At 71.4% G+C, this 19,774-nt stretch carries 16 protein-coding genes; 8 read left to right on the top strand and 8 right to left on the bottom strand.

The window, feature by feature from the left end; all coding sequences use genetic code 11:
- Positions 1–51: 51 nt before the first annotated feature.
- Complete coding sequence (locus FHS34_RS04050; protein ID WP_184961045.1) at positions 52–882, bottom strand: DUF72 domain-containing protein; 831 nt, start codon at positions 880–882, stop codon at positions 52–54.
- A gap of 127 nt (positions 883–1,009) precedes the next feature.
- Here FHS34_RS04050 and FHS34_RS04045 point away from each other — a divergent pair, with 127 nt between their 5' ends.
- From FHS34_RS04045 to FHS34_RS04030, 4 genes are all read left to right on the top strand, one after another.
- Positions 1,010–1,897 (top strand): alkaline phosphatase family protein, encoded by an 888-nt coding sequence (locus tag FHS34_RS04045; RefSeq protein WP_184961043.1) that lies wholly within the window; start codon positions 1,010–1,012, stop codon positions 1,895–1,897.
- 1 nt (position 1,898) lies between these two features.
- Entirely contained in the window at positions 1,899–3,179 is a 1,281-nt protein-coding gene (locus FHS34_RS04040; RefSeq protein ID WP_184961041.1) for an MFS transporter, read from the top strand.
- Complete coding sequence (locus tag FHS34_RS04035) at positions 3,176–4,195, top strand: TolB family protein (protein WP_184961039.1); 1,020 nt, start codon at positions 3,176–3,178, stop codon at positions 4,193–4,195. The genes FHS34_RS04040 and FHS34_RS04035 overlap by 4 nt, the downstream gene beginning before the upstream one ends.
- Positions 4,196–4,287: 92 nt before the next feature.
- On the top strand, positions 4,288–4,698 hold the full coding sequence (locus FHS34_RS04030; RefSeq protein WP_184961037.1) for a VOC family protein: 411 nt from the start codon (positions 4,288–4,290) through the stop codon (positions 4,696–4,698).
- Positions 4,699–4,740: 42 nt separating this feature from the next.
- Here the strand turns inward: FHS34_RS04030 and FHS34_RS04025 are convergent, their stop codons facing one another.
- A complete protein-coding gene (locus FHS34_RS04025) occupies positions 4,741–7,542 on the bottom strand; it encodes a SpoIIE family protein phosphatase (protein WP_184961035.1) in 2,802 nt (933 codons plus the stop codon).
- A gap of 123 nt (positions 7,543–7,665) precedes the next feature.
- Complete coding sequence (glnA2, locus tag FHS34_RS04020; RefSeq protein ID WP_184961033.1) at positions 7,666–9,027, bottom strand: gamma-glutamylpolyamine synthetase GlnA2; 1,362 nt, start codon at positions 9,025–9,027, stop codon at positions 7,666–7,668.
- 307 nt (positions 9,028–9,334) lie between these two features.
- Between glnA2 and FHS34_RS04015 the strand changes: the two genes are divergently transcribed.
- Positions 9,335–10,519, top strand: coding sequence for a globin domain-containing protein (locus FHS34_RS04015; RefSeq protein ID WP_184961031.1), 1,185 nt, complete (start codon positions 9,335–9,337; stop codon positions 10,517–10,519).
- On the opposite strand, the gene FHS34_RS04010 is transcribed toward FHS34_RS04015, so the two are convergent.
- Positions 10,516–10,992, bottom strand: a complete 477-nt coding sequence (locus FHS34_RS04010; protein WP_184961029.1) for an RrF2 family transcriptional regulator — start codon at positions 10,990–10,992, stop codon at positions 10,516–10,518. The two genes, FHS34_RS04015 and FHS34_RS04010, sit on opposite strands and share 4 nt — an antisense overlap.
- Before the next feature lie 139 nt (positions 10,993–11,131).
- On the opposite strand from FHS34_RS04010, the gene FHS34_RS04005 reads away from it, so the two are divergent.
- From FHS34_RS04005 to FHS34_RS03995, 3 genes are all read left to right on the top strand, one after another.
- Positions 11,132–11,812 carry a thioredoxin-like domain-containing protein gene (locus tag FHS34_RS04005; RefSeq protein WP_184961027.1) on the top strand — a complete coding sequence of 227 codons (681 nt, stop codon included), beginning with the start codon at positions 11,132–11,134 and terminating at the stop codon, positions 11,810–11,812.
- Complete coding sequence (locus FHS34_RS04000) at positions 11,809–12,441, top strand: DUF305 domain-containing protein (RefSeq protein ID WP_184961025.1); 633 nt, start codon at positions 11,809–11,811, stop codon at positions 12,439–12,441. Before FHS34_RS04005 ends, FHS34_RS04000 begins: the two co-directional genes overlap by 4 nt.
- Before the next feature lie 235 nt (positions 12,442–12,676).
- Positions 12,677–14,623, top strand: coding sequence for a S53 family peptidase (locus FHS34_RS03995; RefSeq protein WP_184961023.1), 1,947 nt, complete (start codon positions 12,677–12,679; stop codon positions 14,621–14,623).
- A 202-nt stretch (positions 14,624–14,825) separates the two neighbouring features.
- Here the strand turns inward: FHS34_RS03995 and FHS34_RS03990 are convergent, their stop codons facing one another.
- The 4 genes from FHS34_RS03990 to FHS34_RS03975 form a co-directional block, all read right to left on the bottom strand.
- The gene (locus FHS34_RS03990; protein WP_184961021.1) at positions 14,826–16,043 is read right to left on the bottom strand and encodes an MFS transporter; all 1,218 of its coding nucleotides are present in this window, start codon (positions 16,041–16,043) and stop codon (positions 14,826–14,828) included.
- 94 nt (positions 16,044–16,137) lie between these two features.
- On the bottom strand, positions 16,138–17,190 hold the full coding sequence (locus FHS34_RS03985) for an endonuclease/exonuclease/phosphatase family protein (RefSeq protein WP_184961019.1): 1,053 nt from the start codon (positions 17,188–17,190) through the stop codon (positions 16,138–16,140).
- A 181-nt stretch (positions 17,191–17,371) separates the two neighbouring features.
- Positions 17,372–18,007 (bottom strand): TetR/AcrR family transcriptional regulator, encoded by a 636-nt coding sequence (locus tag FHS34_RS03980; RefSeq protein ID WP_184961017.1) that lies wholly within the window; start codon positions 18,005–18,007, stop codon positions 17,372–17,374.
- A 75-nt stretch (positions 18,008–18,082) separates the two neighbouring features.
- Positions 18,083–19,669: an MFS transporter gene (locus tag FHS34_RS03975; RefSeq protein ID WP_184961015.1), complete on the bottom strand. Its 1,587-nt coding sequence runs from the start codon at positions 19,667–19,669 to the stop codon at positions 18,083–18,085.
- Between the last annotated feature and the right edge of the window lie 105 nt (positions 19,670–19,774).

The following is a 19,774-nucleotide window of genomic DNA, read 5'->3' as shown; positions in this document are numbered from 1 at the left end:
AGGTTCGACTATGACCCTGATCACCTTTGCCGCGAACCGGGTGCGGCCGCATCACGCATGCGAGGGGGCGAGCAGGTCCCGCATCACCTCCGCCGCCTTGACCGCCGCGTCCGCGCAGCAGTTGTTGAAGAGGAGGTGGAGTTCCTTGGTCCGCGCGGTCAGCGGGCGGATGCGGGGCAGCCATTCGGCGAGTTCCCGGTCGGTGTAGGTGTGCCGGAAGCGGTCCTCCTTCGTGCCCGTCCGCCAGAGCGGGCTGCGGCCGTGAAAGCGGATCACCGCCAGGCGGGAGGTGGTGACGGGGACCGGTGACATGCCCTCGTGGGTGTCCGTGGCCACGGCCGTGGCGTCCAGGTCGCTCAGGAAGGACGCCGTGCGGCCGGTCTCCCACCAGGCGGGATTGCGGAACTCGACGGCGAACGGCCAGCCGTGGGCGCGTTCCCGGGCGGTGCGGATGAAGGACTCGGCCTCCGGTCCGGGCGTGAGGGAGGGCGGGTACTGGAAGAGGAGGGTGCCCAGGCGGCCGGCGTCGCGCAAGGGGGCCAGCGCTTCGGCGTAGCGGGTCCAGATCTCGGCGCGCAGGGCCTCGTCCCGGGGGTGGCCGCGGAGGTCCGGGGGGAGTGCGGCGGGGCGGGTGGGGTGGCCGGTGAGGAGGGAGAACGCCTTGACGTCGAAGCGGAATCCGGGCGGCGTGCGGTCCGCCCAGAGGGCCGTGGTGCGGGCGGTGGGCAGGGCGTAGTACGGGGAGTCGGCTTCCGCCAGCGGGAAACGGGTCGCGTAGTGGCGCAGGCGCCTTTCGGCGTCCCGGTGACCGGGTGGGTACCAGCCACTGCGGAGCAGTGCCGGATCGGTCCAGCCGCAGGTGCCGATGAGGACGTCCGTCATGAAAGCGCCAGTACCCGTCGTTCATCCGGTCTTCACCCGTGAGGTTGGCTTGCGTGGGGCGCGGGAATATTGGCGTGTGCATGCTCTGTCCGCACCGCCAGCCGTCCATCCAAACCCGGAGGTTGATGTGTCCGGCAGTTCTGTGTACCGCCGTGCCCGTACCGTCGTGGCGGCCGCGGCGGCCTTCGCCGCGGCCGCGGTCGGGGTGTGGACCGGGGTCGGTGAGGGCTCCGCGCACGCCGCGGGCGCCGTGCCCAGCCCGGACCACGTCGTCGTCGTGGTCTTCGAGAACCATGCCTACAGCCAGGTCATCGGCTCCTCCAGCGCGCCCTACATCAACTCGCTGAAGGCGGGAGGCGCCAACCTCTCGCAGTCGTACGGCGAGACCCACCCGAGCCAGCCCAACTACTTCGCGCTGTTCTCCGGTTCGACGCAGGGCATCACCGACGACAGCTGTTACACCCCGGGCTTCTCGTCGGCGCCCAACCTCGCCTCCGAGCAGATCGCCGCCGGGCGCAGCTGGGCCAGCTACAACGAGACCCTGCCCAGCCAGGGGGCCACGACCTGCAGCAGCGGCAAGTACGCGCGCAAGCACAACCCCTGGTTCGGTTTCAGCAATGTGCCGACGTCGAGCGCCAAGACCTTCGCGCAGTTCCCGGCGGACTACTCGACGCTGCCGCAGCTGTCGTTCGTGGTGCCGAACCTGTGCAGCGACATGCACGACTGCTCGGTGTCCAGCGGTGACACCTGGCTCAAGAACAACCTGGGCGCCTACGCGACGTGGGCCAAGACCCACAACAGCCTGCTCGTCGTGACGTTCGACGAGGACAACCGGCTGAGCGGCAACCGGATCCCGACCGTGTTCTACGGGCAGCCCGTCACCGCCGGTTCGAGCTCGGCGACCACGTACAACCACTACGACCTGCTGCGCACCCTGGAGGACACCCAGGGCCTGACCACGCACGCGGGCAACGCGGCATCCGCCAAGGACATCACCGGCATCTGGGCGTCCTGACGTGTACGTAGCGGACAGCCGCGCCAGCACGTCCGCTCATGGTGCCGTCCGGCCCCCCGCCGGGCGGCGCCGTGCCGCGGTCGCGCCGACCGTGGTCGCGCTGGGGACGGTGAGTCTGGTCACCGACGTCTCGTCGGAGATGGTGACGGCGGTGCTGCCGCTGTACCTGGTGACCGGGCTCGGCCTGTCCCCGCTGGGCTTCGGACTGCTGGACGGCATCTACAACGGGTTCTCGGCGCTCGTGCGCCTGGCGGGCGGCCACCTCGCCGACCGGGGCGGCGGGCGGCACAAGTGGGTCGCGGGGCTGGGCTACGGCATCTCGGCCGCGTGCAAGCCGCTGCTGCTGATGGCGCACGCGCTGACCCCGATCGGGCTGGTGCTCGCCGCCGACCGGACGGGCAAGGGGCTGCGGACGGCCCCGCGGGACGCGCTGATCTCGCTGTCCAGCACGCCGGAGACGCGGGGACGGGCCTTCGGGGTGCACCGGGCGATGGACACGGCCGGCGCCCTGCTCGGGCCGCTGGCGGCGTTCTGGATCCTGCGGGCCACCGTCGACGGCTACGACGCGGTGTTCACCGTCAGCTTCTGCGTGGCCGTGCTCGGCGTCCTGGTGCTGGTCCTGTTCGTACCGGGCGGGCGGGGGGCGCCGAGCGGCCCGGAACCGGCCGTACGCCCCACGATCCGTGCGGCTCTCACCCTGCTGGGCGGCCGCGACCTGCGCCGGGTCACCGTCTGCGCGCTGCTGCTGGGGCTCGCCACGGTCAGCGACTCCTTCGTCTACCTGCTGCTCCAGCGCCGACTCGGCGTCCCCGACCGCTGGTTCGCGCTGCTGCCCCTGGGGACGGCCGCCACGTTCCTGCTGCTGGCGGTGCCGCTCGGCCGGCTCGCGGACCGGGTGGGCCGGTGGACGGTCTTTCTGGCCGGCCACGGCACCCTGCTCCTCGCCTACCTCCTGCTGCTGACCTCCTGGCACGGCACGGGTCTGCCGTATCTCGTCCTCGCCCTGCACGGCGCCTTCTACGCGGCGACCGACGGGGTGCTGATGGCGGCGGCCTCGGACAGCGTGCCGGAGGGGCTGCGCTCGTCCGGACTGGCCGTCGTGCAGACCGGGCAGGCCCTGACCCGGTTCGCCTGCTCGCTGCTGTTCGGCGCGGCCTGGACGATGTGGGGCGACCGGGCGGCGCTGGCGGGGGCGGCGGTGGCGCTGGCCGCCTGCGCCGCGTTCTCCCTCGGGATGCGCCCCGAGAACACGAACGGAACGAAGGAGACGGTGACCGCATGACCGTACGCAACCGTGTCCTGATCCTGGTCGCGGCCGTCGCCGTACTGGCGGCGGTCGGGCTGGCGTCCGTGCTGCACGCCTCCGCGCGCGCGGACCGCCGTGACCACACGCAGGCGGGCGGCCCGCGGGTCACGCCGGGGACGGTGACGCTGAAGGACTCCGGGCGGCTGGTGTTCCGGAACATGGCGTGGGGGCCGCACCGGGACGAGCTGACGAGCGTGCCGGCCGCGGATCCGGGCGGACCGCGCACCGCCTCCGGCCTCAAGTGCCTGCGTTTCTACGCGGCTTCGGGCACCGGGGTGTGCCTGCAGGCCGTGCACGGGCCGCTCTCGGACACCTACCGCGCGCTGATCCTGGACGCCCGTCTGCGGACCGTCGACCGCTACGACGTCCCGGGCATCCCGTCCCGCGCCCGGGTCTCCCCCACCGGGCACTTCGCGGCCTGGACGGCGTTCGTGGGCGGCGACTCGTACGCCGGCACGGACTTCTCCACCCGAGCGGCCGTCGTGGACACCCGCAGCGGGGAGCTGATCCCCTCCCTGGAGACCTTCCGGATCGTCAGGGACGGGCATCCCTACCGGGCGGCGGACGTCAACTTCTGGGGCGTGACCTTCGCGGACGACGACCGTACGTTCTACGCGACGCTGGCGACGCGGGGGCACACCCACCTGGTCCGCGGCGACCTTCGGGCCCGTACGGTCACCACCGTGCACGAGAACGTCGAGTGCCCGTCCCTGTCGCCCGACGGCACGCGGATCGCGTACAAGAAGCGGGTCGAGGGCCTGCCGAAGGACGCCCCCTGGCGGCTGTACGTCCTGGACCTGCGCACGATGCGGGAGACCCCGCTGGCCGAGCCGCGCAGTGTGGACGACCAGGCGGTGTGGCGGGACGCGCGGACGGTCGTGTACGCGCTCCCGGGCGACTACGGCGCCGATCTGTACGAGGTCCCGGCCGACGGCTCGGGCAGGCCCCGGCGAATCGGCCCGGCCGCCGTGTCACCGGCGTACCTGCCCTGAGGCCCGGCGGGGGGTGCGGGGTGGCGAGTCGAAGCGGCCGGGTCGTGGACGTAGGCTGACCGACCCGACCATTCGCAGCGAAAGGTTTGAAAGTGGCCTCTCGTCTCAATCCGTACATCAGCTTCGCCGGTGACGCGAAGCAGGCCCTGGAGTTCTACCAGGAGGTCTTCGGCGGCAGTCTGGCCGTCCACACCTTCGGCGAGTTCGGCTCCGAGGCGCCCCCCGGACACGCCGACAAGATCATGCACGGCATGCTGGAGACCACCGGCGGGTTCACGCTGATGGGCGCCGACAGTCCGCCGGGCATGGAACGCACCCCCGGCAACAACATCGCGGTGAGCCTGAGCGGCGACGACGCGGACGAGCTGCGGGGCTACTGGGACAAGCTGTCCGACGGCGCCACCGTGTCCGTGCCCCTGGAGAAGCAGATGTGGGGCGATGTGTTCGGCATGTGCACGGACAGGTTCGGCATCACATGGATGGTCAACATCACCGGCCAGTAGCCCCGGCGCGCCACCGGACGGCCTCCCCTCCTCGGCGCCGGCTCACAGGCCGGGCTCATCGAACTGGTCGAGAAGGAAGTCGACCGGGACGAGGCCCGAGGCGGCGGACGCGCCGTCCTGAAGAAACTGCTCCGTCCAGATGACCTTGCCGTGAGAGGTGTACCGCGTCCCCCATCGCTGGGCGAACTGCGCCACCAGGAACAGCCCCCGCCCGCCTTCGTCGGTGGTGGCCGCCCGCCGCACGCGCGGCGACGTGCCGCTTCCGTCCGACACCTCGCAGACCAGAGAACGTCCGTGGAGCAGCCGTACGCCGACCGGCGGCGAGCCGTACCGGATCGCGTTCGTGACCAGCTCGCTGATGATCAGCTCCGTGGCGAACGCCGCCTCCTCCAGCCCCCACTCCAGCAACCTCTCCCGGCAGCGCGCCCGTACCGAGGGAACCACCGCCGGATCCGACGGCACCTCCCACACGGCCACGTCCGAGCGCGGGAACTTGCGGGTACGTGCCGTCAGCAGCGCGATGTCGTCGGAGGAGTGCGACGGCTTCAACGAGTCCATCACCGCTTGGCACGTCTGCTCCGGCGTGCGGCCCCCGGACCCGCCCAGCGCCCGGCGCAGTCGCTCCATCCCGACGTCGATGTCGTGGGTACGGTCCTCCACGAGCCCGTCGGTGTACAGCACCAGTTGCGAACCCTCCGGCAGGGACAGTTCCACGGTCTCGAAGGGGTAGCCGCCCAGACCGAGCGGCGCCGAGGCCGGCACGTCAGGACAGGTGACCGTCCCGTCCGGGCGCACCACCACCGGCTGTGGATGCCCCGCACGGGCCATCGTGCAGATCTCCGTCACCGGGTCGTAGACCGCGTAGAGGCAGGTCGCTCCGGTCACGCCCTCGCCTTCCTGGCCCTCCCTGGCATCGTCCGTGTTCTCCTCGTTGTCCATGCGGACGACCAGGTCGTCCAGGTTCCCGAGCACCTCGTCCACGGGCAGGTCCAGGGTGGAGAAGTTGTGCACCGCGGTGCGCAGCCGGCCCATCGTCGCCGCCGCGTGCAGCCCGTGACCGACGACATCACCCATCACCAGAGCCACGCGCGCGCCCGGAAGCGGGATGACGTCGAACCAGTCCCCGCCCACCCCGGCCTCCGCGGGCAGGTACCGCCAGGCCACCTCCAGCGCGTCCTGCTCCGGCTGCCGCCGCGGCAGCAGGCTGCGCTGCAGCGTCACCGCCATCGCGTGCTCCCGGGTGAACCTCCGGGCGTTGTCGATGGCCACCGCCGCCCGCGCGGCCAGTTCCTCCGCGAAGGTGAGGTCATCCGACTCGAACGCCGCGGAACCCGCCATCCGGTAGAAGTTCGCCACGCCCAGCGTCACGTCGCGCGCCCGCAGCGGCACGGCCACCAGTGACCGCAACCCGCGCTCCAGCGCCCTCGCGGCACGCTCCGGATCCTGTTCCCGCCAGCCCTGTGCCTGCCGCAGGTCCGCCTCGAGCGTCACCCGTGGCTCCTGCAGCGCCCGCATCTGCGGAGTCCGGCGCGAGAACGAGACCAGCTGGCCCCGCGGATACACCGGGATCATCCGCCGGTCACCACCGATCGCCGCCCGGCGCAGATGCCGCCAGCCCTCCGCCGTGGGCTCCCACCCCCGCAGCACCGCTTCGAGCAGGTCCACCGTCACGAGGTCGGCGAACTGCGGCACCGCCACGTCGGCGAGCTCCTGGGCCGTACGCTCCACGTCCAGCGTGGTCCCGATCCCCACCCCGGCCTCGTACAGCAGCTTCAGCCGCTCCCGCGCGACCTCGGCCCGCCCCGTGACCGCCGCCAGCTCCGTGGTGTCCCGCAGAGTCACCACGCTGCCCTCCGACTCGGCCTGCGGGTACGTCGGCCGCTTGTTCACCGCCAGCAACCGGTCCCCCGCGCGGCAGACCTCATCGGTGACCGCCTCCGGCGACGTCAGCAGGCGCGTGATCGGCTCCGGCAGTCCCAGCTCCCGCACCGGACGCCCCCGCACGTCCGCCGGCAGTCCGAGCAGCCGTGTCGCCTCGTCGTTGGCCATCAGCAGTCGCCCGTCGGCGTCGGTGATCAACAGTCCTTCCCGCACCGCGTGCAGGACCGCGGCGTGGTGCCGGTACAGCTCCGCCAGCTCCGCCGGGGCCATGCCGCGCGTCTGCCGCCGCAGCCGCCGGGACACCAGCGTCGTTCCCGCCACGGCCAGCGCCAGCGCGGCCACGCCGCTGCCCAGGATGATCGACAGATCCGGCAGCCACAGCGCCGCCACGTTCCTGACCGTGATTCCGGCGGAGACCAGGCCGACCACCGCGCCGTGCGAGTCGGTCACCGGGACCACCGCCTGCACGTCCGTCCCCCTGCCCGCGGGCAGGGGCGGCCCGCCGGCCTGCTCGACGACGGTATCGCCCTTCAGCGCCGGTTCGATGGTGCCGACGAACTTCTTTCCGATCTCCCGCGGGTAGGGATACGTATAACGGATCCCGTCCGTGTTCATGACGATGACGAAGTCCACGCCCGCACGCTTGCGCGCCTCCTCGGCCCGGGGCTGGAGCACCGCCGTCGGGTCCGGGCTCCGCAGCGCCTCGGCCGTGCCGGGAGCGCTCGCGAACGTCTGCGCCGCGACGATCGACTCCCTGCGCCCCTGCTGCAGGGCGTCGTTCGCCGCCTGGAGCACCATGCCCACCACGGCGGCCACGACCAGCAGGACCACGATCACGACCTGGAGAAGGAGCACCTGACCGGCCACACTGCGCCGGTCCGGCCGGGAGGCGCGACGTGCGCGCGAGCCCCCGCCGAGCGGATGCCGTTCCGGACCCCGTGGGCGCCCGGAAAATACTTCCATACACCCTTGATAACACCGCTGCCGGGAAGCCGACGCACGCACGAAGTGATACGCCGGGGGGCCGTCGGTCGACGACCGACGGCCCCCCGGCGGACGCGCGCGGAAACACGCTCCGGCCTGCGCCTACAGCACCGGCAGGTTCTTGCGCAGCTCGAACGCGGTGACCTCGGAGCGGTACTCGTGCCACTCGGCGCGCTTGTTGCGCAGGAAGAAGTCGAAGACGTGCTCGCCGAGGGTCTCGGCGACCAGGTCGCTGCGCTCCATGAGGGTCAGGGCCTCGCCGAGGTTCTGCGGCAGGGGCTCGATGCCCATCGCGCGGCGCTCGGCGTCGGAGAGCGCCCAGACGTCGTCCTCGGCGCCGGGCGGGAGTTCGTACCCCTCCTCGATGCCCTTCAGGCCGGCCGCCAGGAGGAGGGCGTAGGCCAGGTACGGGTTGGCGCCGGTGTCGAGGGAGCGGACCTCCACGCGGGCGGAGCCCGTCTTGCCGGGCTTGTACATCGGGACGCGGACCAGGGCGCTGCGGTTGTTGTGGCCCCAGCAGATGTACGAGGGGGCCTCGCCGCCGGCGCCCGCCGTGCGCTCGGAGCCGCCCCAGATGCGCTTGTAGGAGTTCACCCACTGGTTGGTGACCGCGGAGATCTCCGCCGCGTGCTTGAGCAGGCCCGCGATGAAGGAGCGGCCGACCTTGGAGAGCTGGTACTCCGAGCCGGACTCGTAGAACGCGTTGCGGTCGCCCTCGAAGAGGGAGAGGTGCGTGTGCATGCCGGAGCCCGGGTGCTCGGAGAAGGGCTTGGGCATGAACGTCGCCTGGACTCCCTGCTCCAGGGCCACCTGCTTCATGACCAGGCGGAACGTCATGATGTTGTCGGCCGTGGAGAGCGCGTCGGCGTAGCGCAGGTCGATCTCCTGCTGGCCGGGCGCGCCCTCGTGGTGGGAGAACTCGACCGAGATGCCCATGGACTCCAGCATGGTGATCGCCTGGCGGCGGAAGTCCATGCCGACGTTGGTCGGGGTGTGGTCGAAGTAGCCCGAGTTGTCGGCCGGGGTGGGGCGGGAGCCGTCGAGCGGGCGGTCCTTCAGCAGGAAGAACTCGATCTCGGGGTGGGTGTAGAAGGTGAAGCCCAGGTCGGAGGTGCGGGCGAGGGCGCGCTTGAGCACGTAGCGCGGGTCGGCGAAGGAGGGGGAGCCGTCCGGCATGAGGATGTCGCAGAACATGCGGGCGGTCCCGGGGGTCTCCGCGCGCCACGGCAGGACCTGGAAGGTGGAGGGGTCCGGCTTGGCGATCATGTCGGACTCGTAGACCCGGGCGAAGCCCTCGATGGCGGAGCCGTCGAAGCCGATGCCCTCGTCGAAGGCCTGTTCCAGCTCGGCGGGGGCCACGGCGACGGACTTCAGGAAGCCCAGCACGTCCGTGAACCACAGGCGTACGAACCGGATGTCACGCTCCTCCAAGGTCCGGAGCACGAACTCCTGCTGCTTGTCCATCTTCCGCTTCCCCATCCTTGCTGGTCAGGCCGCCTGTCTCCGGTACCACGGGAGGCGGTCGGGCACCTGAGCATCCCACCACAACACCATTTCACGCGCGTTGCGGACCTTGATCGCCCGAGCGTCCTCGCCCTGAACGCCTCCCGTACGGCAGGTGTACTGCGCTCTCGCCCATCTTGCCTGTTCGCACCGACATCCGTAATGGCCGATCCGCTTCGCCGGGTGACCGACACCACGGCCGTTTAATTTGCATCTTAAATGCAAGTTTTCTAGCGTGCCGATCAGCCGAGTTCTCCGAGGAGTCCCGATGCTGACCGAGCAATCCGCAGCCACCGTCCGCGCCACCCTGCCCGCCGTCGGCGCGGCCATCGGCGAGATCACCGAGCGCTTCTACGCCCGCCTCTTCGCCGCCCACCCCGAACTGCTGCGCGACCTGTTCAACCGCGGCAACCAGGCCGCGGGCACCCAGAAGCAGGCCCTCGCGGGCTCCATCGCCGCCTTCGCCACGCACCTGCTGGAGCACCCGGAGCAGCGGCCGGACGCCCTGCTCGGCCGCATCGCGCACAAGCACGCCTCCCTCGGCGTCGCCCCCGAGCAGTACGCGGTGGTGCACGAGCACCTCTTCGCCGCGATCGCCGAGGTCCTCGGCGAGGCCGTCACGCCCGGGGTCGCCGCCGCCTGGGACGAGGTCTACTGGCTGATGGCCAACGCGCTCGTCGCCGTCGAGAAGCGGCTCTACGAGGAGAGCGGCGGGCCGGGCACGCGCGCGTGGGAGGTCGTCGAGCGGATCGAGGAGACCGCCGACGTCGTCAGCTTCCGGGTGCGGCCGGCGGACGGCGGGCCGGTGGCCGGCTTCCGCGCCGGACAGTACGTCTCCGTCGGTGTCACCCTGCCTGACGGGGCCCGGCAGATACGGCAGTACAGCCTGTCCGGGGCGCCGGCCGCGGCGGAGCGCCGGTTCAGCGTCAAGCGTGTGCACGGCGGCACGGCGCCGGACGGCGAGGTCTCCCACCACCTCCACGCGCGCGTGGAGCCCGGCGACGTCCTGGAGCTGTCCGAGCCGTACGGCGATCTCGTGCTGGACGCCGCCCCGGACACCCCGGTGCTGCTCGCCTCGGCGGGCATCGGCGTGACCCCGATGATCGCGATGCTGGCCGGCCTCGCCGACGCCGGCCACGGCGGGCCGGTCACCGTCGTGCACGGCGACCGCTCCCCCGCCGACCACGCCCTGCGCGCCGACCACGAGGCGTACGCCGGCAAGCTGCCGGACGCCGCCGTGCACTTCTTCTACGAGCGGGACGCCGGGCCGGGCCACCGCACCGGCCTGGTCGACCTGGCCGGCATCGACGTACGGCCCGGCACGCGCGCGTACCTGTGCGGGCCGCTGCCCTTCATGCGCGCGGTCCGCGCCCGGCTGATCGAGAAGGGCGTCGCCCCGGCCGACATCCACTACGAGGTGTTCGGGCCGGACCTGTGGCTGGCGCAGGGCTAGACCGACGGCCGGTTCCGGCCCGGGGGGCAGCCGTCCCCGGCCGGGCCGCGCGTGATGCCGAGCAGCAGCGGGCCGGTCGGATCGGTGACGATGTCGCAGACCGTGACCGGGTCCAGCGTGGCGAAGAACGCCTCCTGGGCCCGGCGCAGGGCCCCGCGGAGCCGGCACCCGGAGTTCAGGGGGCAGGGGGTCGCGCCCTCGCACTCGACCACGTCGCCCTCGCCCTCGAAGGTGCGGACCACCGCGCCGACCGACGCCGTACGGCCCCGTTCGGTGAGCGCCAGACCGCCGCCCCGGCCGCGGCGGGCGTCGACCAGGCCCAGGTGCTGGAGTTCGGCGACGACCTTCGCGGCGTGCGTGTAGGGCACGTCCATGTCGGCGGCGACCTGGCGGGTCGTGGGGGTGGCGTCGACGGCCACGGCCAGGCGCATCAGGACGCGCAGGGCCAGATCGGTGGAGCGCAGCAGCCGCATACCCCCGAGCGTAGGTAATGCGCATCCTGGCTTCAAATTATCCGCTTGCCGCGTCCTGCCTACGGAAGCGAGCCCTGCGCGCACTACGATCAGCGGGCCCCACCGTCCACGCCCATTCCCTTCCAGAAGGACACGACTCATGGGTTCCGGCAAGAACAGCAGCACCGCGGCGCGCAAGGCGCGCATAGAGGAGATGCGGCGCGCCGAGCGTGCCCGCGAGAGCCGCAACCGGATCCTCGTCATCGCCGCCAGTGTGGTGGTCGTCGCCGGTCTCGCCGTCGGCGGTGTGGTCCTCGTGAACGCGCAGTCGGACAAGAAGGACTCGGCCACCGCGAGCGACGACGGCAAGGGCTCGGGTGACACCGGGCACTTCACCGCCGGCGCGGACGGCGTGAAGACCTGGTCGGGCAAGCTGTCGCGGACGCATGTGACGTCCAAGGTGACGTACCCGATGCACCCGCCGGTCGGCGGCGACCACAACCCGGTCTGGCTGAACTGCAACGGCAACGTCTACACCGAGCCGGTGCAGGACGAGAACGCCGTGCACGCGCTGGAGCACGGCGCGGTCTGGGTGACGTACACCGGCAAGGCGCAGAAGGCGGACGTCGACGCGCTCGCGGCCAAGGTGAAGAGCACGCCGTACTCGCTGATGAGCCCGTACGAGAACCAGGACGCCCCGCTGATCCTGTCGGCCTGGGGCCACCAGGTGGCGGTGAAGAGCGCGAAGGATCCGGAAGTGGACAAGTTCTTCGCCACCTATGTGCAGGGCCGGCAGACGCCCGAGCCGGGTGCCTCGTGCACCGGCGGGGTCATGAAGTGAGCCGGCGGTACGTCGGCTGGGTCGCCGGGGCCGCGGCGGCGGTGCTCGTCGCGGCCGGCGCGATCACCTACGCGGTCGCCGAGGAGTCCGGCGGACCGGACGCGACGACGCCGGGCGCGGAGTCGGCCGACGCCGGCTTCGCGCGGGACATGGCCGTCCACCACCAGCAGGCCGTCGAGATGTCGTACATCGTGCGGGACCGCACGAAGGACGAGGAGGTGCGGCGGCTCGCGTACGACATCGCGCAGACGCAGGCCAACCAGCGCGGGATGCTGCTGGGCTGGCTGGACCTGTGGGAGCTGCCGAAGGTGTCGGCCGACCCGCCGATGACCTGGATGGGCATGCGCGGCATGGCCTCCGGCAAGGACGGCGCGCTGATGCCGGGCATGGCGACCGACACCGAGCTGAAAAAGCTCCAGTCGCTGAACGGCAGGCAGGCGGAGGTCCTCTACCTCCAGCTCATGACGGCCCATCACAAGGGCGGCATCCACATGGCCGAGGGCTGTGTCGCCAAGTGCACCGTCGACGTGGAGAAGCGGCTCGCGCAGGGCATGGTCGACTCGCAGCAGTCGGAGATCGAGCTGATGACCGGGATGCTCAGGGCGCGGGGAGCCGAGCCGCGTCCGTGAACAGCCGCCCGGCCCTTCCGTTACGCAACCGTGAGGAACGGAAGGGCACAATTCGCCCTGTTCGACGGCTACTTGAGCTTCTCTTGACTTTCACGTTCCCCTGGCATGAACGGTTCATCGAAAGAGTGGCCCCCATCGTGTGATCCACTCGCCGGCCGACACCGCCGCGGGCCGGCGCGCGGAGCCGCGACGTACCAGCCACTACGTGCATGCGAACCGCATCGCAGGGGGTTCTATGAGATCCAACCGCGCCACCGTGCGCGCCGGTGTGAGCATGGCAGCGACACTGCCCATGATCGCCGGCGCGCTGGCGCTGGGCATACCCGCGGCACACGCTGCGGACAGCCCCGCCCGTGACGTTCTGAAGGGCAGCAAGCCGCTCTGGGCCACGGCCAAGGCGGACAAGGGCGCGACCTCGGACAGCGCCCAGGTCAAGGCCCGCGTCTACCTGGCCGGCAAGGACGCGGCCGGACTCGCCGCCTACGCCAGGGCCGTGTCCGACCCGAGCTCGCCGCTGTACGGCAAGTACCTGAGCGCCAAGAAGGCGCAGACCCGCTTCGGCGCCACCAAGGAGCAGGTCACCGCGGTCAAGTCCTGGCTGAAGTCGGCCGGTCTGACCATCACCGCGGTCACCCCGCACTACGTCGCCGTCTCCGGTGACGTGGCCGCCGCCGAGAAGGCGTTCGGCACCCAGCTGCACAACTTCGCCAAGGGCTCGAAGACTTACCGGGCCCCGGCGCAGACGGCCTCCGTGCCGGCCGGCCTCAAGGGCGCCGTCCTGACCGTCACCGGCCTGGACAGCGCGCCGCACAAGTCGAACCACGACGACCAGCTGCCGCCGCCGGACGCCGTGTTCAAGAATGCCGGGCCGTTCTCCTCGTACTACGGCTCGAACGTCGCGACCACGCTGCCGGACGCGTACGGCAGCAAGGTCCCGTACGCCGTCCGGGGTTACACCGGCAAGCAGCTGCGCGCCGCGTACGGCGCCGGCGCGTACACCGGCAAGAAGGTCCGCATCGCGATCACGGACGCGTACGCCTCCCCGACGATCGCCTTCGACGCGGCCTCGTACGCGAAGAAGAACGGTGACGCGGCCTGGAAGACGGGCCAGCTGCACCAGGTGCTGCCGAAGAACTACACGAAGACCGAGGAGTGCGGCGCGGCCGGCTGGTACGGCGAGGAGACCCTCGACGTCGAGGCCGTGCACGCGGTCGCGCCGGCCGCCGACGTCACGTACGTGGGCGCGGCCTCCTGCTACGACGACGACCTGCTGGACTCGCTCGGCAAGATCGTCGACAACCACCTGGCCGACATCGTCTCCAACTCCTGGGGCGACATCGAGGCCAACCAGACGCCGGACCTCGCGGCCGCCTACGACCAGGTGTTCCAGCTGGGCGCGGTGCAGGGCATCGGCTTCTACTTCTCCTCCGGCGACGACGGCGACCAGGCCGCGGCCTCCGGGGTCAAGCAGGTCGACACCCCGGCCAACTCGGCGTGGGTGACCGCGGTCGGCGGCACCTCGCTGGCCGTCGGCAAGGGCGACACGTACCAGTGGGAGACCGGCTGGGGCACCGAGAAGGCGACCCTGTCGGCCGACGGCAAGAGCTGGGAGGGCTTCCCCGGCGCGTTCACCTCGGGCGCGGGCGGCGGCACCAGCAAGACGGTCCCGCAGCCGTACTACCAGCGGAACGTCGTGCCGAAGGCGCTGGCCACGGCCAACAACGCCGCCGGCAACCGCGTCGTCCCGGACATCGCGGCCATCGCCGACCCGAACACCGGCTTCCTCGTCGGCCAGACCCAGACCTTCCCCGACGGCTCGGAGCGGTACAGCGAGTACCGCATCGGCGGCACGTCGCTGGCCGCTCCGGTGATCGCGGCGGTCCAGGCCCTGGCCCAGGAGGCGCAGGGCGGCAAGGCGCTCGGCTTCGCCAACCCGGCGATCTACGCCAAGTACGGCAAGAAGGGCGTCTTCCACGACGTCACGGACAACCCGACCGGCTCCGGCCTGGCGGTCGCCCGTGTGGACTTCGCCAACGGCCTGAACGCCAAGGACGGCCTGCTGTACTCGGTCCGCAGCCTGGGCAAGGACAGCTCGCTGTCCGCGGTGAAGGGCTACGACGACGTGACGGGCGTCGGCTCCCCGGCGAACGGCTACGTGGGGTCGTACGCGAGGAAGCACTGACCCGCTGACCCGCTGATCCACTGACCGGAAGGGGGCGTGAGGCCACTGGGCCTCACGCCCCCTTCTCGTGCCCGCAGCCGGTGATGGGCAGATCTGTGCCACGCCCACCAGCCGGCCAACCTCCTGACCTGCGCTTTTTCCCGCACTCGCTGGCACAGATCTGCCAATCGCCGCGCGACGCCGGAGGGGTGGGGGCGGGGGGTCAGTGGTGGAGGGCCGTGGTTTCCTCCGGGAGGTGGGTGGTGATGATCCGGGCGGGGGACGGGGTCTCGCGGCCGCGGTCGACCGCGTATGCGACGCTCGCCACGCCCAGGCCCAGCACCGCCAGGGCGGCGCCCGCGAGGGCCGGGGACGTCGTACCGAAACCCGCCGCGAGGGCCAGGCCGCCGATCCAGGCGCCGCCCGCGTTGGCCAGGTTGAAGGCCGCCTGGTTGGCCGAGGAGGCCAGGGAGGGGGCCGCCGCGGCCTTCTCCATCACCATCAGCTGGAGCGGGGACCCGGTGACGAACGCCGCCATGCCGAGGAGGGCCACCGCGAGGGCCGCGCTCACTTCCGTCCGCATGAGGAGCGGGAAGAGCGCCAGGACCGCCACGAGGGAGGCCAGGCCGCCGAAGAGGGTGCCGCGCAGGGAGTGGTCCGCGAGGCGGCCGCCCAGCAGGTTGCCCGCGGTGGCGCCGACGCCGAAGAGGGCGAGGAGCACGGTCACGTTCGTCTCGGCGAAGCCGGCCGTGTCCGTCAGCATGGGGGTCACGTAACTGTAGGCCGCGAAGAGCGCGCCGAAGCCCGCCACCGTGGTGCCGAGGGCCAGCCAGACCGGCAGAGACGTCAGGGCGGCGAGTTCGCCGCGCAGGCCGGCCGGCGCGGCCGCGTGCTCCCGGTCGTGCGGGATCAGCAGGGCCAGCGAGGCGATCGCGGCCAGGCCGATCACGCTCACGGCCAGGAACGTCGCGCGCCAGCCGAAGTGCTGGCCCATGAGGGTGGCGGCGGGCACGCCGGCGATGTTGGCGACGGTCAGGCCGAGGAACATCAGCGACACCGAGCGGGCCTTGCGCTCGGGCGGGACCATCCCGGTGGCGACAACCGCGCCCACACCGAAGAAGGCGCCGTGCGGCAGGCCGCTGAGGAAGCGGGCGGCCAGCAGGGAGCCGTTCCCGGGGGCGAGCGCGGAGAGCGCGTTGCCCACCACGAACAGGCACATGAGGGCCATCAGGACCGTGCGGCGGGACATGCGCGCGGTCACGGCCGCCAGCAGCGGGGCGCCGATGACGACGCCCAGCGCGTACGCCGAGACCAGGTGCCCGGCGGCGGGGATCGAGATGTGCAGGTCGTCCGCGACGTCGGGCAGCAGCCCCATCATCACGAACTCGGTCGTACCGATGCCGAAGGCGCCCACGGCGAGGGCGAGCAGGGCCAGGGGCATGAAGGGCCTTTCAGAGCGGAGTGCCGTACGGGTTCGAGTCTCGCAGTAAGTTCCCGTACGGAACAAATGCTCGCGGGCCCGGTATTCCAGCGGGTTACGAGGCTGTGTCCAGCTTCACACGGGCCGCCACGGGCAGGTGGTCGCTGTTGGTCCGCGGCAGCGTCCAGGAGCTCTCCGGCTCGACGCCCTTGACCATGATCTGGTCGATCCGCGCCATCGGGAACGACGCCGGCCAGCTGAAGCCGAAGCCGCTGCCCGCCGCGCCCTGCGTGGAGCGCAGCTGCGAGGTGACGGCGTTGAGCGAGCGGTCGTTCATCGTGCCGTTGAGGTCGCCGAGCAGGACGACGCGCGCCAGGGGCTCGTCGGCGATCGCCTCGCCGAGCGCGTCGGCGCTCTTGTCCCGCTGGCGGGCGGTGAAACCGGCCTGCATCTTCACCCGCACCGAGGGCATGTGCGCGACGTACACGGCCACCGGGCCCTTGGGGGTGGCGACGGTCGCGCGCATCGCGCGCTTCCAGCCGAGCCGGATGTCGACGGCCCGCACGTCGGTCATCGGGTACTTGCTCCACAGGCCGACCGTGCCGACCACCGCGTGGTGCTCGTACGTCGACGCGAGCGCCTTCTCGTAGACGGGGACGGAGGAGGCGGGCAGTTCCTCCAGGGCCAGCACGTCGGCGCCGGACCCGGCGACGTCGGTGGCGGTCGCGGCCGGGTCGGGGTTGCCGGCGTTGACGTTGTGGGTGGCCACCATGAGGTCGCCGCCGCTGCCACCCGACTTGTCGGTCAGCAGTCCGCCGAAGAGGTTCAGCCACACGATCGCCGGCAGCAGTACGGCGATGAGCGCGGTCGCCGACTTCCGGATCAGGCCGAGCACCAGCAGTACCGGGATGGCCAGGCCCAGCCAGGGCAGAAACGTCTCGGTCAGACTGCCGAGGTTGCCCACCCGGTTCGGGATGTGCGAGTGGATCAGCATCACCAGGGCGAGCAGGAGGGCCAGCACGGCGAGGACGACACCGCGGCGCCAGACGCGCGGATCGCCCCGCCAGCCGGCGGACAGGCGGTGCGCGAGACGCCGGAACCGGGACCCCGGTCCCCCGGGCCCGGAGCCGCCGTCCGCCGTCTCCGTCTCGTACGCCTGCTGCGCCATACCGTCTGCCTCACTGCCTGCCGTGCACACCGTTCGCCCCCCGTTCGCTTCCGACCCTAGGGGATGATCGGCTCCGTTCCCGCCGTCCCATGACGGCCGTACGGAAGACGAGGACGAACAAGGCGGGGCGAGGAGTTCCGGTTGTCCCCGGGCGGACGGGGTCTGTGACGAAACGCGCACATTAGTGCTGCGAGACTGTCGAGCTGACGGGTCGTAGGCCCGCCATGACGGTGTCGACGATGTCCTCGGCCAGCCCCGCCGGCAGGTCGGCGTCGGGACGCAGGACGGAGCGGACGAGGACCGGACCGACGAACAGGTCGTTCGCCAGTTCCACGTCGACGTCCGGCCGGAGTTCGCCGTTGAGCTGTCCGCGGCGCAGCACGTCGAGGACGAGGGCGCGCCGGGGCGCTATGACGTTCTCGTGGTACGCGGCCCAGATTTTGGGGTTGGACTTCATCTGGGCGTGCACGTTGTGCAGAAGTGCCGAGGAACGGCTGGCCAGTCCGCGCTGCCGCAGGTTCTCCAGCAGGACGAGGAGGTCGTCGCGCATGGAGGTGCCGGGGAGTTCGGGTTCGGGTGGCTCGGCCGCGCGGATCACATCGACGAAGAGTTCCTCCTTGCCGCTCCAGCGGCGGTAGATGGTGGCCTTGCCGACCCCGGCGGTGCGGGCGATGCGTTCGATGGAGAGCTCGGCGAGGGGCACGCCCTCCTCCAGGAGCCCTATCACGCCCTCCAGGATGGCGCGCTCCACGGCTTCACTGCGCGGCCGTCCCCGCGCGGGTGTGTCCGGCCGTGGTCGGCTGTCGGCAAGGCTCACGTCGTTCCGTCCTCTCGCTGCGCTGCGGGAATTGTCCCGCAGCCGCCTCCTTCCCCCGTGGAGCCGCTCGCGGGCTCAGTCCGCCGCCGCGACCAACTCCGTCTCCTTCTCGTGCTCCTGGCCGGCGGGCGGCTTGCCGGGCAGGAACAGCGCGGTCACCACGGCGCCGATCAGCGCGACGCCCGTACCGCACAGGGCGGTGACGTGCATGGCGTGCAGGAACGCGTCGTCGGCGGGGGTGACCAGGGCCTGGCCGCGCGGGCCGAGCTTCTCGGCGACGCCGAGGGTGGCCTCGATGGACTCGGCGGCGGTGTCGCGCAGTCCGGGCGGCAGCAGGCCGAGCTTGTCCTCGATGCCGTTGCGGTACGAGGTGGCGAGGACCGAGCCGAGGACGGCGATGCCGAGGGCGCCGCCGACCTGGCGGAAGGTGTTGCTGAGCGCGGAGGCGGAGCCGGCCTTCTCCCGGGGCAGCGCCTGCATGATCACGACGGAGGTCGGCGTCATGATGTGCGCCATGCCGGTGCCCATGAGGAAGAAGACGACCTCCAGCAGCCAGATCGGGGTGTCGGCCTCGAAGGCGGTGAACGCGGCCAGCGTGGCGGCGATCAGCACCAGGCCGGCGGTGGTGGTGGCCCTGTTGCCGAACCGGTCGACGACCAGCCGGGCGCGCGGGGCGAAGATCAGCTGGGCGACGGCGAGCGGCAGCATCAGCGCACCGGACTCCAGCGGGGAGTACCCGCGCACGCTCTGGGTGTAGAAGACGCCGAAGAACGTGACGCCCATCAGCGCGAAGAAGACCAGGGCGATGGCGCTCATGGCGGCCGAGAAGACCTTGTTCTTGAAGTAGGTGACGTCGAGCGAGGGGTGGTCGCTGCGCTTCTCGTAGACGACGAAGGCGGTCAGGACGAGGACACCGGCGACGATCGTTCCCAGCACCTTGGCGTCGGTGAAGTCGGCCAGCTCGCCGCCCTTGATGATGCCGTAGACCAGCAGGACGAGGCCGACGACGGACAGCACCACGCCGACGGGGTCGAGACGGCCGGGCCGGGGGTCGCGGGAGTCGGGCACCAGCCAGACCATGAGGACGAGCGCGACGATCACGATGGGCACGTTGACGAGGAAGACCGAGCCCCACCAGAAGTGGTCCAGGAGCGCGCCGCCGGTGATCGGGCCGATGGCGATGGCGAGCCCGACGCCGCCGGCCCAGATGCCGATGGCCTTGGGCTGTTCCTCGCGCTCGAAGACGTTCATGAGGACGGCGAGGGTGGCGGGCATGACGAAGGCGGCGCCGAGGGCCATCAGCGCGCGGTAGGCGATCAGCTGGCCCGGTGAGCCGGACTCGGCGGCGAGCGCGGATCCGATGCCGAACACGGCGATGCCGGCCAGCAGGACCTTCTTGCGGCCGAGCCGGTCGCCGACGAGTCCGGCGGTGAACAGCAGGCCGGCGAAGACGAGGGTGTAGGCGTTGATCGCCCACTCGATCTCGCTCTGGGTGGCGCCGAGGCCGACGGGCGCCGGGGTCGCGATGGTCTTGATGGCGACGTTCAGGATCGAGTTGTCGAGCACCACGATGAGCAGGCTCAGCATCAGGACGCCGAGGATCGCCCAGCGGCGCCGGTGTACCGCTTCCGGTATTCGGGAGGCAGGGACGGGACTTGTCATGCGTCCGAGCCTACGATCATTTCGATACGGTACCGTCTCGTATCTTATTTCTTTACCAAGGCCTTACACGGCAGTCCGCGGGGAGGTCCGGGGGCGCCGAAGAGG

Source organism: Streptomyces echinatus, from assembly GCF_014203595.1.
Classification (GTDB): domain Bacteria; phylum Actinomycetota; class Actinomycetes; order Streptomycetales; family Streptomycetaceae; genus Streptomyces; species Streptomyces echinatus.
This window is presented reverse-complemented; position numbering and strand designations above follow the sequence as displayed.

Coding starts and splice junctions, on each gene's coding strand:
- FHS34_RS03985 (WP_184961019.1), bottom strand. CDS start 17,190: ATGGCGCAGCAGGCGTACGAGACGGAGACGGCGGACGGCGGCTCCGGG.
- FHS34_RS03995 (WP_184961023.1), top strand. CDS start 12,677: ATGAGATCCAACCGCGCCACCGTGCGCGCCGGTGTGAGCATGGCAGCG.
- FHS34_RS04025 (WP_184961035.1), bottom strand. CDS start 7,542: ATGGAAGTATTTTCCGGGCGCCCACGGGGTCCGGAACGGCATCCGCTC.
- FHS34_RS04010 (WP_184961029.1), bottom strand. CDS start 10,992: ATGCGGCTGCTGCGCTCCACCGATCTGGCCCTGCGCGTCCTGATGCGC.
- FHS34_RS03975 (WP_184961015.1), bottom strand. CDS start 19,669: ATGACAAGTCCCGTCCCTGCCTCCCGAATACCGGAAGCGGTACACCGG.
- FHS34_RS04035 (WP_184961039.1), top strand. CDS start 3,176: ATGACCGTACGCAACCGTGTCCTGATCCTGGTCGCGGCCGTCGCCGTA.
- glnA2 (WP_184961033.1), bottom strand. CDS start 9,027: ATGGACAAGCAGCAGGAGTTCGTGCTCCGGACCTTGGAGGAGCGTGAC.
- FHS34_RS03990 (WP_184961021.1), bottom strand. CDS start 16,043: ATGCCCCTGGCCCTGCTCGCCCTCGCCGTGGGCGCCTTCGGCATCGGT.
- FHS34_RS04050 (WP_184961045.1), bottom strand. CDS start 882: ATGACGGACGTCCTCATCGGCACCTGCGGCTGGACCGATCCGGCACTG.
- FHS34_RS04005 (WP_184961027.1), top strand. CDS start 11,132: ATGGGTTCCGGCAAGAACAGCAGCACCGCGGCGCGCAAGGCGCGCATA.
- FHS34_RS04015 (WP_184961031.1), top strand. CDS start 9,335: ATGCTGACCGAGCAATCCGCAGCCACCGTCCGCGCCACCCTGCCCGCC.